Annotated in this window: 12 protein-coding genes and 1 pseudogene; 12 read left to right on the top strand and 1 reads right to left on the bottom strand. The window is 70.6% G+C overall.

All coding sequences use genetic code 11. The features are described 5' to 3' along the window. Window positions 1-7: 7 nt before the first annotated feature. Window positions 8-937, top strand: a complete 930-nt coding sequence (locus ACFWPQ_RS14540) for an NAD(P)-dependent oxidoreductase (protein WP_384033349.1) — start codon at window positions 8-10, stop codon at window positions 935-937. A 45-nt stretch (window positions 938-982) separates the two neighbouring features. After that, window positions 983-2,143: an iron-containing alcohol dehydrogenase family protein gene (locus ACFWPQ_RS14535; protein ID WP_384033346.1), complete on the top strand. Its 1,161-nt coding sequence runs from the start codon at window positions 983-985 to the stop codon at window positions 2,141-2,143. A 139-nt stretch (window positions 2,144-2,282) separates the two neighbouring features. Here ACFWPQ_RS14535 and ACFWPQ_RS14530 read toward each other — a convergent pair whose 3' ends face one another. Then, window positions 2,283-2,717 carry an NUDIX domain-containing protein gene (locus tag ACFWPQ_RS14530; protein ID WP_384033344.1) on the bottom strand — a complete coding sequence of 145 codons (435 nt, stop codon included), beginning with the start codon at window positions 2,715-2,717 and terminating at the stop codon, window positions 2,283-2,285. 660 nt (window positions 2,718-3,377) lie between these two features. Here ACFWPQ_RS14530 and ACFWPQ_RS14525 point away from each other — a divergent pair. The 10 genes and pseudogenes from ACFWPQ_RS14525 to ACFWPQ_RS14480 form a co-directional block, all read left to right on the top strand. After that, entirely contained in the window at window positions 3,378-4,268 is an 891-nt protein-coding gene (locus ACFWPQ_RS14525) for an alpha/beta fold hydrolase (RefSeq protein WP_384033792.1), read from the top strand. 48 nt (window positions 4,269-4,316) lie between these two features. Then, complete coding sequence (locus ACFWPQ_RS14520) at window positions 4,317-5,450, top strand: catalase family protein (RefSeq protein ID WP_384033341.1); 1,134 nt, start codon at window positions 4,317-4,319, stop codon at window positions 5,448-5,450. 72 nt (window positions 5,451-5,522) lie between these two features. Beyond that, a complete protein-coding gene (locus tag ACFWPQ_RS14515; protein ID WP_384033338.1) occupies window positions 5,523-7,271 on the top strand; it encodes a lipoxygenase family protein in 1,749 nt (582 codons plus the stop codon). A gap of 178 nt (window positions 7,272-7,449) precedes the next feature. After that, window positions 7,450-8,493, top strand: a complete 1,044-nt coding sequence (locus ACFWPQ_RS14510) for an NAD(P)-dependent alcohol dehydrogenase (protein ID WP_384033335.1) — start codon at window positions 7,450-7,452, stop codon at window positions 8,491-8,493. 474 nt (window positions 8,494-8,967) lie between these two features. Further along, window positions 8,968-9,753, top strand: coding sequence for a 2OG-Fe(II) oxygenase (locus ACFWPQ_RS14505; protein ID WP_384033332.1), 786 nt, complete (start codon window positions 8,968-8,970; stop codon window positions 9,751-9,753). 177 nt (window positions 9,754-9,930) lie between these two features. After that, complete coding sequence (locus ACFWPQ_RS14500; protein ID WP_384033329.1) at window positions 9,931-10,437, top strand: methylated-DNA--[protein]-cysteine S-methyltransferase; 507 nt, start codon at window positions 9,931-9,933, stop codon at window positions 10,435-10,437. A 93-nt stretch (window positions 10,438-10,530) separates the two neighbouring features. Continuing rightward, window positions 10,531-11,274 (top strand): 2OG-Fe(II) oxygenase, encoded by a 744-nt coding sequence (locus ACFWPQ_RS14495; RefSeq protein ID WP_384033326.1) that lies wholly within the window; start codon window positions 10,531-10,533, stop codon window positions 11,272-11,274. Continuing rightward, window positions 11,271-11,576: an Ada metal-binding domain-containing protein gene (locus ACFWPQ_RS14490; protein ID WP_384033323.1), complete on the top strand. Its 306-nt coding sequence runs from the start codon at window positions 11,271-11,273 to the stop codon at window positions 11,574-11,576. The genes ACFWPQ_RS14495 and ACFWPQ_RS14490 overlap by 4 nt, the downstream gene beginning before the upstream one ends. Continuing rightward, a complete protein-coding gene (locus ACFWPQ_RS14485; protein ID WP_384033320.1) occupies window positions 11,573-12,142 on the top strand; it encodes a hypothetical protein in 570 nt (189 codons plus the stop codon). The genes ACFWPQ_RS14490 and ACFWPQ_RS14485 overlap by 4 nt, the downstream gene beginning before the upstream one ends. Continuing rightward, a pseudogene (locus tag ACFWPQ_RS14480) lies at window positions 12,139-12,312 on the top strand (alpha-ketoglutarate-dependent dioxygenase AlkB); the annotation flags it as partial. The gene ACFWPQ_RS14485 and the pseudogene ACFWPQ_RS14480, both read left to right, overlap by 4 nt. Window positions 12,313-12,481: the final 169 nt, after the last annotated feature.

The raw sequence follows: 12,481 nt of genomic DNA, 5'->3' as shown, positions 1-12,481 counted from the left end.
GACAACGATGAGGATCAGTTTCATCGGCCTGGGCAACATGGGACGCCACATGGCCCGCCACCTGATCCGGGCGGGGCACACGGTCACCGTGCACGACAGCCGGCCCGAGGCCGCCGCCGAACACCTGACGCTCGGCGCGAGCTGGGCCGACACCCCTGCCGCATGCGCCGCCGACGCCGAACTGCTCATCACCATGCTGCCGAACCCGCGCATCGTCGAAGAGGTACTGCTGCGCGGCGGGGCCGCCGAGGCACTGTCCGAGGGCGCCCTGTGGATCGACATGTCGACCTCCACCCCGGCCGTCGCGAACCGGATCGCCGCCGACGTCCTGGACCGGCACGGGGTACGCCGGCTGGACGCGCCCGTGAGCGGGATGGCGCGCGGCGCCGAGGCGGGGCGGCTGCAGATATTCGTCGGCGGCGAGGCGGACGACTTCCGGACCTGCCTGCCGGTCTTCGAGGCCATGGGCGACCCCGACAAGGTGCTGCACGTGGGCCCGCTGGGAGCCGGCTACACGGTCAAGCTGATGATCAACCTGCTCTGGTTCACCCACCTCGTGGCCACCTCCGAGGTGCTCGCCATGGGCACGAAGGCGGGCGTCGACCTGGGCGTGCTGCGCGGTTCGCTGCTGGCCAGCCCGGCCGCCTCGCACTTCCTGGAGCAGGACCTGCTGTCCGTGCTGGTCGACGGCGACTACGACGACTCGTTCGCCATGGTCCTCGCCTGCAAGGACCTGGGCCTCGCCGTGGACCTCGGCCGCGACCTGGGCGTCGCCACGGAGCTGTCCGCGCTCGTGGAGCAGATCTACCGCCGCTCCAAGGCACAACACGGCGACCTGGCCGGGGAGATGAGCCCGGTGCGGCTCTACGAGGCCCTGGCCGGACGGGAGTTCCGGCTGCCGCGCCCGCAGGAGGCCCTGCTGAGCACACCCGCCTGAGCAGCCCCGTCCCCCCTTCCCTCGCGTCCTCAGGAGCCGTACGCCATGGGCGAGTCCCTCACCAGCCAGCTGACCGTCGACCCCACCTGCCGTATCGAGTTCGGCCCCGGCCGCCTCGCGCATCTCCCGGACCTGGTCTCCTCCCTCGGCATGAGCCGCGTGTTCGTGGTCACCGACCGCGGGCTGCAGGCCGCCGGGATCGCCGGCCAGGTGCTCAAGGTGCTGGACGCGGCGGGCGTCGAACACGGGGTGTACGACGGGGTCGGCGCCAACCCCTCCACCGGCAACGTCGACGAAGGCGCCGCCCGGGCGCGGGAGTTCGGCCCGGCGGTGGTCGTCGCCCTCGGCGGGGGCTCGGTCCTCGACGCGGCGAAGGGCATCTCGCTCCTGGTCGGCAACGCGGACGCGGCGGCGGCCGACGCGGACGCGCTGTGGGAGGCGCTGGACGGGCTGCCGCTGATCGCGATCCCGACCACCTCGGGCACGGGTGCGGAGACCAACGGCTTCGGCGTCATCGAGGACACCGGTGCCCGCCGCAAGGTCTACCTCGGCCACCCCTCGGTGAAGCCGCGGATCGCGCTGCTCGACCCGGAGCTGACGCTCGGCCTGCCCGCCCCGATCACGGCGGCCACCGGCATCGACGCCCTCGTGCACGGCATCGAGTCGCTGGCCTCGCGGGGTGCGAACCCGGTCTCGGTGGCATACGCGACGCAGGCGGTGGCGTTGGTCGGCCGCTGGCTGCCCGTCGCCCACGCCGACGGCTCGGACCTGGAGGCGCGGGCGGGGCTGATGCTCGGCGCCCATCTGGCGGGCCAGGCCCTGACCATCTCCGGGCTCGGACTCGTCCACGGCATCGGGCACGCCCTGACCGCCCACACCGGCACCCCGCACGGGGTCGCGCTCGCCGCCGTCCTGGAGGAGGTCCTGGAGTTCGGCGCCCCGGCCGCCCGGGAGGCGTACGAACAGGCCGCCCGCGCGCTCCGCCTCGCCCCGCCCGCCGACGGCGACTGGGCCCGCGCCGCGATCGACGCCGTCCGCGGGATCTCCGGCGCGCTCGGCATCAAGCGGCCCCTGCGGGACCTGGGCGCCCGCCCGGACCTGCTGCGCCCCATCGCCGCGGGCGCCCTCGCGGACGCGGTCACCCGCAACGCGCCCCGGCAGCCCACCGAGGAGCAGATCCTCGGGATCCTCGAGGCGGTGTACTAGGGCGACGGTCGTCGATCACCTACGTCCGGGCGGCACGTGGCTCGAGTTTCGCCCCGAGGGGCTGTGACGCGCAGATGGGACGCGCCAGGCATCGCAGGTCCGACGGTGATCCACGGGAGCCGCCGAGCAGCGCTGCCTCTCAGGCGCCCCACGTCTGGACATGCCCGCACAGGTAGTCGACGAGTTCGGGCGGTTGGAGTTCGAGTGCCGCCACGGCAGACGCGTCCGGCGCGACCCGGACCGGCGAGAAGTCGCCGGTGTCGGCATCGTCCGGCTCGGGACCACCGCGACGGTTCAGGTCCATGTCCACCACCTCGGCGCGGAAGAAGTGCCGCACGACGGTGACCTTCGCGCCCGGCTCGGTCAGGGTGAGAAATTCGGTGGCAGCGCCGATCGTGGCGCCGAGCTCTTCCATGACCTCTCGGCGCAGGGCTGCTTCAAGGTCGACGTCGTAGGGTTCGACGCCTCCGCCGACCGTCGTGTTGTAGGGCGGGCAGCCCGGCCATCTTCGGCGCAGGAACACCAGTCGACCGTCTTCCAACAGGACGGCGCGAACGTTGTGGCGGATCCTCATACTGCCGACGGTAGTGGGCCCGGCCCCGGCTTCGGGGCGAGTCCGGCTCGACGGGACCGTCTTGGCGCCCGCGGGATCCCGGTCGGGGTTCCCGCGGGACCTGGCCGCACGATCACACGTTCCGGTGACGGCGCGGTCCATGGTGCCGGGTCGCGGATCCAGGTCATCTGACCGAAGTGGCGCACCTGGCAGACGCATACGTTGAGCGCGTCCGAACAGCATCACCATTCCTTGATCAAGGGAGTGGCATCACCATGCCAATTGACGTGCGGAACGTGGTTCTCGTGGACGGCGAGTCGGTGGCCGGATCCGGCCGGCAGGGCGTCCAGTCGCCCGGGACAAGGGCGAGTCGGCCGACACACTGATCTCCGATCCGGAATCCGGCGCGCCCGTCCCGCCGACTCCGCTGCCCCAGAACGGCGGCTTCCTCCTCGGCCGCGGGAGGTTCCGCGCCTCCTTCGCTGGTGAACTGCGGGGAATCCGGGCGCAGTTCACGGCCGAGCGCGTCGTGCCGCGGTCGTCGAAGCCCCGGGCGGCCACTCCGTCCACGTCTCACCGCCCGACGCGGTGGTCGACGTGATCAAGCGGGCTGCCACCGCCTCCTGGTCCACGACCCGGATGCGCCGCACCCAGCATCGTAAGTCCAGCATGGAGGAAGTAATGCGAGTCTCCCGGTTCACCCTCCGCAGCAGGTCCGCCGTCGCCGCCGGCGCCGCCGTCCTCGGCGCCGCGGTTCTGACCCCGTCCGCCTCTGCTTCGGTCTCGGGGCCGGCCTCGACCTCGGCCTCGGTCTCGACCTCGGTCTCGCAGCAGAGACCGTCTTCCGGCTCCGCCGTCAAGCCGACCGTCGTTCTCGTACACGGCGCCTGGGCGGACGGGTCCGGCTGGAACGGAGTCGCCAAGCGCCTGCAGCACGACGGGTATCCGGTCATCGCCCCGGCCAACCCGCTGCGCGGCGTGGCCAACGACTCGGCCTACATCTCCAGCGTGCTGAAGTCGATCACGGGCCCGATCATCCTGGTCGGGCACTCCTACGGCGGCACCGTCATCACCAACGCCGCGGCCGGCAACACGAACGTCAAGGCCCTTGTCTACATCGCGGCGTTCGTCCCCGCCAAGGGAGAGCTGCAGGGCGACCTGCTCAACAAGTTCCCCGGCAGCGAGATCCCGGACGCGCTCAACCCGGTGCCGTACTCGACCGCCGACGGAACCACCGGAACCGACCTGTACCTGAAGCCCGACAAGTTCCGCAGCGCCTTCGCCGGTGACCTGCCCGAGTCCACCACCCGTCTGATGCAGGCCGAGCAGCGCCCGTTCACCGCTGCGGGATTCGACGAGCCGACCACAGCCGCCGCCTGGCACGACATCCCGTCCTTCGGTCTCGTCGCCGGCGCCGACAAGGCGATCCCGCCGGCCCTCCAGCGTTACGAGTACGAGCGAGCCGGCGCCAAAGCCGTGCTGGAGGTCCCCGGCGCCTCCCACGTCGTCTTCATCAGCCACCCGGGCATCACGACCCGTCTCATCGAGCGGGCGGACGCCGCCACCCGCTGACGGGTCCAGGAGCTTCGGTGTCACCCGACTCAGAAAGAAGAGTTCACCATGTCATCGGATTTCGTCCGCTATTCGCCGGAGATCGAGACCTTCGATCCGATGCTCAACGAGCATCTCACCGAAATTATCGACTACTGGGTGAAGAAGGTCGGTGAATCGCCGGAAAAGGAGGGCGGCGGGCGGGCCGTGCGCGGCGCCCATGCGAAGACATTCGGAGTCGTCAGGGCCGAGGTGGAGATCCTGAGCGAGGTCCCCGCGGCCTATGCGCAGGGCATCTATGCGAAGCCCGGCCGGCACGACGCGTTGATCCGGTTCTCCAGTTCCTCGAACCACCTGGGGCCGGACGCACAGCTCGGACCGGTCGTGGGTTTCGCGATGAAGATGTTCGACGTCGACGGGACCAAGTTGGTGGATGACGAGCCGGACGCGACCACGTTCGACCTCGTACTGAAGAACAGTCCGACCTTCATCGCGAACACGGCGAAGCACTATCTGTTCATCGAGGACATCGGCGACCGGGTCGGTGACTACCTGGCGCAGGGGCGGGCCGGGTTCCACCAGCTTCTGACGGACTACCTCACGGGCAAGGGCACGTTGGAGCAGTCGGGCTGGGCATGGGAGGAGCTGTTCGCCTTCGTGAAGACGGCAGCCGAGACGCCGGTGCGCAATCCGTTGCAGAGTACGTACTGGACGATGGCGTCGGTACGCCACGGCGACTATCTCGCCAAGGTCCGGGTCGCCGCGGTGGCCGAGAACGCCGAGCACGTGATCCATCGGAAGCTCGACCTCGGCAACGGTCCGGATGTGTTCGGTCCGGTCCTGGTGGACGAACTGCGCGCACGTGCCTTCGATTTCGACCTCCAGGTGCAGTTGTGCACGGACCTCAAGGCGATGCCGGTCAACGACACGACGGTGGAATGGCCGGAGAAACTGTCGCCCTTCGTCACGGTCGGACGGGTGCATCTCCCGCGTCAGGACATCACCACGGCGAATCCCGAGCAGGCCGACGCCCTGGCGTTCAACCAATGGCGCGTCACGTCCGACCACCGGCCGTTGGGCGAGATCATGGACGTGCGACGCGTCTATTCGGAGTCGGCCAGGATTCGCCGGGAGATCAACAACCAGCCGCAGCGCGAGCCCGTCAGCGCGGACGAAGTGTTGTCTCTGCCGGGCCGCGAATGACGCTCCGATAGCCGTTTTCGTCATCGACGCGGGATGCGTACGGGCGCATGAAAAGGATGGAAAGGAAGGGTAATGCCGGAATACCTCATCTCCCAGAATGACCCACGCCGGGAGCGACCCGAGCAGATGGCCGCGGTCAAGGCCGCGCACACCTACGACAAGGCGTACGGATTCCCGGTGGCCGCGGGGGCCGACGACGGCAACGGTCCGAGCGCGGCCTGGCAGCTCAAGGCCGTCGAGGAGCAGGAGCGGATCCGGCTCAACCTGCTGAACCTCAGGCGCCGGGGCAAGTGGGACTTCGTCAACGAAGTCCAGCCGCTGGCCCCCCGCAAGCTGGCCGCGATGGTGCACGACTACGACGTGGCCGGGCTCCTGGACTACTTCATGCCCACGCCCGGCCCGCGCACGGACGCCGACACGGCCAACACGCTGGAGCAGTTCCAGGAGATCTTCACGGTCGTCAAACCGCCCGACGTCGTGAGCTGGTGCGAAACCGACGAGTACTTCGCCGAGATGATGGTCGCCGGGCCGGACCCGACACGGCTGACCCGGCTGGACACGGTGCCCGGCAAGTTCCCGATCACCAGCGAACACCTGCACAGCGTGCCCGAGTTGGCGCACGAAACGCTGGAGTCCGCCCTGGCCGCCGGCCGGGTCTGCTGGGTGGACCACGAGTCGATGTCCGTTCTGAACAACGGACATCACTACCAGGACCCCAAGTACATATACAGCCCGATGGTGGCCTTCGCGGTTCCGCGTACGGGCGGTGCGCTCCGGCCCTTCGCCATCCAGTGCGGACAGGACCCGGCCGGGCGCGAGATCTACACGCCCGCCGACGGCTACTCCTGGAAGCTGGCCAAGAACTGCGTGCTGGCCGCGCACAACACGTACCACGGGGTGTTGAGCCATCTCGCCTTCACGCATCTGATCAGCGAGGCCGTGCTCCTGGCGGCGGTGCGCAACCTCGCGGCGGTGCACCCGGTCGCGGTGCTGCTGCGGCGCCACTTCGAGGGCACCATGTCGATCAACAAGCTCGCGGTCGAGGTGCTGATCCAGCCGGGCCGGGCCGTCGAGTACGTGATCGGCTCGGACCTCAAGAGCACCTACCCGTTCATTGCCGAGCACCGGAAGAACTTCTCGTTCACCGGCAACTACCTCCCGGCGAAACTCGCCCGTTCGGGCACCGACAGCCTCAGCGGCCTGCCCCACTACCCGTACCGCGACGACGGCCTGCTCGTGTGGACGGCGATACGGCGGTGGACCGACGAGTTCGTCGACGCGTACTACCGGTCCGACGCCGAGGTCCGCGAAGACCACGAACTGCAGGCGTGGGCCGCCGAGGTGGCTTCGCCCGAGTACGGCGCCATCCGCGACTTCGGTGCCGGTGCGGGGACGATCGCCGACCGCACCGACCTCGCCGAGATCCTCACCATGGTGATCTGGACGGCCGGCCCGCAGCACGCCGCGGTCAACTTCACTCAGGAGGAACACCTGAGCTATCTGCCGGCCAACCCGATCGCGGGCTTCACCCAGGAGCCGCGCGGCCGCGACCACACCCTGCAGGACTGGCTCGCCAATCTGCCGCCGCTCGACGTGGCCGTCCAACAGCTCTGCACCATGCGTTTTCTCGGCGTCATCCACGAGACGAAGCTGGGCCACTACGAGGACGACTTCAAGCACACCCCGGTCGCGGACCGGCTGCACGCATTCCAGCAGAACCTCTCCGCCGCCGAGGACGAGATAGTCGGACGCAACCGTCACCGCACACACGCCTACGACTATCTGCGGCCGTCGCTGATCCCGAACAGCACGAACATCTGACACGAACATCTCCCACGAGCGGCTGACACGAACAGCCGTCACGCGTGACCACCCGCACACCCCCGGGCCCGCACACCCCCGGGTCCGTACACCCCGAGCCCGCGGTCCGCCGGCCGCCGTCGCCTGCGCCTGCGCCTGAAGTTCGGCTGCGTGTAACCCCTTTCAAGAGGAGAGAACGATGCTTGCCTACCGACTTCTGCAGGCGCAGAAGCAACCGGAGTTCGAGGAGGTGCCCGACCCGCACCCGGGACCGGGCCAGGTGGTCGTCAAGGTCGCCGGTTCCGGCCTCTGCCACACGGACTTCACCGTGATCGGCCGCGACGCGTCCTACTGGCAGGACAATCCGCCGCCCTTCACCCTCGGGCACGAGGTCGCCGGCTGGGTGGAGGAGGTGGGCAGCGGTGTGACGAACTTCCGCCCGGGCGACGCCGTCGCGATCGACCCGGGCTGGGCGAGCTGCGGGCACTGCCACCTGTGCCGGTCCGGCGAGGAGAACCACTGCCTCTACCAGAAGGGCATTCGCGCGCCCGGTGTCGGTTTCGACGGCGGCCACGCGCCGTACATCCTCGTCCCGGACGCACGGTTCCTGGTTCCGATCGGTGACCTGGACCCGGTCCAGGCGGCGCCGCTCACCGATGCGGGTATCACTACGTACGCCGCGATCAAGCCCGCCCTTGCGAAGATCTGGCCGGGCAGCACCGCGGTCGTCATCGGCGCCGGCGGCCTGGGTCTCTACGCGGTCCAGTTCCTGCGCCTGCTGACCGGCGCCCGCGTGGTCGCGGTCGACTCGTCCGAGGCCCGGCTGAAGCTCGCGCGCGAACTGGGGGCCGACGAGGTCTCCCTCAACGGTCCCGACGCCGTGAAGCAGATCCGCGAGCTCACCGGCGGGCTCGGCGCGACCTTCGTGCTGGACTGCGTGGGGGTGGACGCGACGCTCGCCCTCGGGGTCGCCCTCCTCTCCTGGCGGGGCAGCCTCACCATGGTCGGGGCCGGCGGCGGCTCGGTTCCCTTCGACTTCTTCAAGATTCCGCCGGGCACCCAGCTGGCGACCAGCTTGAACGGCGGCAGCGTCGCCCTGCAGGAAGTGGTCGGCCTGGCGGCCCTGGGCCGACTCAAGATCCTGGTGGACCGCTATCCGCTCAGCGAAGCGCAGCAGGCGTACGACGACTTCAAGAACGGACGGCTGGTCGGCCGCGCGGTACTCATACCCACGCAGGACTGACCAAGCGCGGAGACATAAGCACCGGACCTCGACCACATCGCGACGACACCTCGACCACACCTCGGACCGAGCCGCGCCGCCCGCGCCTCCGGCCCGCGTGCGGTCGCCTACTTTCACCCCGGCGTCTGCGGGAAGACCGGGTGCAAGACCGACGTCGCCCCCCGTCGGCGCGGGGGTTCCGTCGCGGCCGTCCGCTCGTCGTATTCACGCAGCAGGTGAAAGACCCGGCGCGCGTCACCGCGGCCTCCGGCCGGGGCCGCCCGGTGGTCGAGGCTCGGGCGTGTCGCCCCTGGGGCGCGGCGGCGCCGGGCCCCGACGAGCACCGGAGGCCGGCACGCAAACGCCACGTCCGAATGCCGCCAGCGACCGGGCGGCTCCGGCGCGATGATCGTTGACGGCGCAGCGCCCGCCCGCGCGCATCTCGGCGTGGCCCGCAGGCCCGCTCCGGTGCCACAGAGCTACGAAAGACCCTTCATGAACCAGACCACCCCCGCCGCCGACACCCTGTTCCCCTCTGCCGCACCGGTCGGCCAGGCACCGCACGTACCCCCGACGACCGATCTGCCCGCGCTCGGCGCACTCGACTGGGCGCGGCTGTATGCCCAGTTGAACGAGGAGGGCGTGGCCCTCACCCCGCCGTTGCTGTCCCGCGCGCAGTGCCAGGAGATCATCGACACCTTCGACGAGCCCGGCCTGTTCCGTTCCACGGTCGTCATGCAGCGCTACCAGTTCGGCCGCGGCACCTACAAGTACTACGCCGACCCGGCGACCGTCCCGCTCGTTCAGACCCTGCGCGAGCGGCTGTATCCGCCGATGGCGTGGATGGCCAACCAGTGGGCACCGCAGCTGAACGAACGCACCTTCCCCCACTCGCTGGAGGAGCTGCTGGCCGAGTGCGCGGACAACGGCCAGCACCGCTCCACCCCGCTGATCCTCCAGTACGGCCCCGGCGACTACGCATGCCTGCACCAGGACATCTACGGCGACATCGTCTTCCCCCTGCAGATCGCGATCATGCTCAATCAGCCCGGCGAGGACTTCACCGGCGGCGAGAACGTCTTCGTCGAACAACGGCCCCGGTTCCAGTCCCGCGCGATGGTCGTCAAACCCCGGCTCGGCCAGGGGATGATCTTCCCCGTGCGCCACCGCCCGATCCGCGGGAAGAACGGCTTCCGCCGCCACCCGATGCGCCACGGCACCAACGCCGTCGAGACCGGCCGGCGCACCACCCTCGGCCTCATCTTCCACAACGCCCGCTGAACCGCGGAGCCCCGCGCCCGTCCCTGTGCGAGCGGGCCCACCGGCACACCGCACTCACGAGAGCGCCCCGCGGCCCGCAGAGCGGTGTCCGAATCCCGCCGGACAAGACACCGCACAAGCCGCAAAGTGGATGACATGAACGGCACTGCACAGTCTTCAGGAAAGGACACCGGACCGATGACCGTCTACACGACCATGGACAGCCCGCTGGGTGAACTGCTGCTGGTGGGCGAGGAATCGGCCACCGCCGCGGGCGGCACCGCACTGGCCTCGCTGTCCGTGCCCGGCCAGAAGAACGGCGCCGTCGTCCAGGACGGCTGGATCAGCAAGCCGGAGGCGTTCACCGAGATCGTCGCCCAGCTGCACTCCTACTTCGACGGCAGGCTGACGCGCTTCGACATCGAGTACGTCACCAGCGGCTCGGACTTCCGGCAGCGGGTGTGGACGGCCCTGGAAGCCATCCCGTACGGCGCCACCCTCACCTACGGCGACATCGCCGACAGGATCGGCGCACCGAAGGCCTCGGTTCGAGCCGTGGGCAGCGCGATCGGAGCCAACCCGCTGCTGGTCGTCCGCCCCTGCCACCGCGTGATCGGCACCGGTGGCACGCTGACCGGCTACGCCGGCGGCCTGGAGCGCAAGCAGCAGCTCCTGGACCTCGAAAACGTCCACCAGGCCGCCTGAGGAACCGTCACCCCGTCACCCCCGGCTGCGCACCGTCCTCCTCGCGACGGCGGAACCGGGGTGGCCCCACCCTCGACACAAGGAATCCCGACCATGACCGAGACCACCCGGCTCGCGGACCCGGCCGCCGACCGAGTCGCCGACCGGGTCGCCCGCAGTGACTGGGCGGCCCTGACCGACGAACTCGACGGGCACGGCAACGCCCTGACCGGGCAGATCCTCACACCCGCCGAGTGCCACGAGATCGCCGCCCTCTACGACGAGCCGGCCCGTTTCCGCACGACCGTGGACATGGCCCGCCACCGCTTCGGCTCCGGCCAGTACCGCTACTTCACCCACGATCTGCCCGACCTGGTGCGGGAGTTGCGCGAGGCGTTCTACCCGCGTCTGCTGCCCGTCGCCCGGGACTGGGCGGCCAAGCTCGGCAAGCCGGCCCCCTGGCCCGACAGCCTGGCGGAGTGGCTTCAGCTGTGCCACGAGGCGGGCCAGGCCAAGTCCGCGCAAATCCTGCTGCGTTACGGTCCCGGCGACTGGAACGCCCTGCACCGCGACGTGTTCGGCGACATGATCTTCCCCCTCCAGGTCGTCATCGGTCTGGACGCCCCCGGCACGGACTTCACCGGCGGGGAGTTCCTGATGACCGAGCAGCGACCGCGCGCGCAGTCGCGCGGCTCGGCCACGACCCTGCCGCAGGGCCACGGCCTGGTCTTCACCACCCGCGACCGGCCGGTGGCGACCAGGCGCGGCTGGTCCAACGGGCCGATGCGGCACGGCGTGAGCACCGTCCGCTCCGGCCGCCGCCACACGCTCGGCATCGTCTTCCACGACGCGGCATGACGCCCGCCCGCCCCGTCGCCGACGAGCCCGGGCACACGTACACCCTGCTCGGCCCGGACGGACAGCCCTACCCGAGCCCGACACCGGGAACTCTCGGAGGGCACCGCCGCGGACGCCTGTACGGGCGACTGGACTGCCCGTCCGCGCTGCGGGCCATCGCCCGCGGCCACTACGTCGGGCACCGGGTGTTCTTCGCCGACGAGACCACCGCGATCGCCGCCGGATACCGGCCCTGCGCCGTGTGCCTCCCCGCCGAGTACGCCCGCTGGAAAGCGAACCGAGAAAGCATCACCACCTCATGAGCTCCCCCACCGAGCAGCACGACAGCCCCCGTTCGCCCCTGATCGACGCGGCCGACCTCGTCGCGTACGCAGGCCGGCTGCCCGCGCCCCAGCCGCACACCGAAGCCGAACTCGCCACGCTCATCCGACTGTTGACCGGGCCGAAGTCGCAGATCGAGACGGTCGCGATCGGGCACGGCCGCGACGACGCCTCCCGCGCCGCGGCCCGGGCGTTCGCGCGCGCGTGGACGGCCCGGGGCGGACAGGTGCTCACGGTGGTCGACTGGCCGGAGACGGCCGCCTCCTGGCTGCGCCCGGCGAGGCGCCTGACCGCCGAAACCCCCGACGCATGGGTGATCGCCGCCGCTGTGCTGGGCTTCGCCCAGCTCGCGCGCCGCCTGCGCCGGTCCACCGACTTCGACCCGGCCCGCACCGTCGCGTTCTCCTCGCCGAACACCCCCCTCCTGACCGCGCTCGCCGGCCCCGACACCCTGAGCGGGCTGCGCGGTGCGAGCGCCGACGGCGGCGTCTGGGAGGTACGCGGGGCGTGGGTCACCTCCTACCCACCGTCGGGGGTGACCGCGTGAGCGCGCTGATTCCCCGGCCCGCCATGGAGATCGCGCCCGGCGCGGTACACGTGCCGGGCTGGCTCGCCCCCGACGAGCAGCGAGAGCTCGTCGCCGCCTGCCGCGCCTGGGCCGGCGGCCCGGTCCCCATCCGGCACACCCGGCTGCCGCGCGGCGGCGTCCCCAGGGTCCACGCAGGCACCGCCGACCCCGCCTGCGGCCTGGACTCCGGCCGCCTGAACATCACGATGCGAGTCACCGGCCTCACCGATTCCGAGGAGACGCGGTGCCCGCCGTGACCGCCGACCCCGGTCAAGGACGCAGGTCGCCGTTCAGGGAGCAGTGACCCGACGACCTGCT

The sequence above is a fragment of the Streptomyces sp. NPDC058464 genome, from assembly GCF_042721035.1.
Lineage (GTDB): Bacteria > Actinomycetota > Actinomycetes > Streptomycetales > Streptomycetaceae > Streptomyces.
This window is presented reverse-complemented; position numbering and strand designations above follow the sequence as displayed.

Bases quoted from the DNA above. Each gene is read 5' to 3' on its own strand.
- ACFWPQ_RS14540 (WP_384033349.1), top strand. From the start codon at position 8: ATGAGGATCAGTTTCATCGGCCTGGGCAACATGGGACGCCACATGGCC.
- ACFWPQ_RS14535 (WP_384033346.1), top strand. From the start codon at position 983: ATGGGCGAGTCCCTCACCAGCCAGCTGACCGTCGACCCCACCTGCCGT.
- ACFWPQ_RS14530 (WP_384033344.1), bottom strand. From the start codon at position 2,717: ATGAGGATCCGCCACAACGTTCGCGCCGTCCTGTTGGAAGACGGTCGA.
- ACFWPQ_RS14525 (WP_384033792.1), top strand. From the start codon at position 3,378: ATGCGAGTCTCCCGGTTCACCCTCCGCAGCAGGTCCGCCGTCGCCGCC.
- ACFWPQ_RS14520 (WP_384033341.1), top strand. From the start codon at position 4,317: ATGTCATCGGATTTCGTCCGCTATTCGCCGGAGATCGAGACCTTCGAT.
- ACFWPQ_RS14515 (WP_384033338.1), top strand. From the start codon at position 5,523: ATGCCGGAATACCTCATCTCCCAGAATGACCCACGCCGGGAGCGACCC.
- ACFWPQ_RS14510 (WP_384033335.1), top strand. From the start codon at position 7,450: ATGCTTGCCTACCGACTTCTGCAGGCGCAGAAGCAACCGGAGTTCGAG.
- ACFWPQ_RS14505 (WP_384033332.1), top strand. From the start codon at position 8,968: ATGAACCAGACCACCCCCGCCGCCGACACCCTGTTCCCCTCTGCCGCA.
- ACFWPQ_RS14500 (WP_384033329.1), top strand. From the start codon at position 9,931: ATGACCGTCTACACGACCATGGACAGCCCGCTGGGTGAACTGCTGCTG.
- ACFWPQ_RS14495 (WP_384033326.1), top strand. From the start codon at position 10,531: ATGACCGAGACCACCCGGCTCGCGGACCCGGCCGCCGACCGAGTCGCC.
- ACFWPQ_RS14490 (WP_384033323.1), top strand. From the start codon at position 11,271: ATGACGCCCGCCCGCCCCGTCGCCGACGAGCCCGGGCACACGTACACC.
- ACFWPQ_RS14485 (WP_384033320.1), top strand. From the start codon at position 11,573: ATGAGCTCCCCCACCGAGCAGCACGACAGCCCCCGTTCGCCCCTGATC.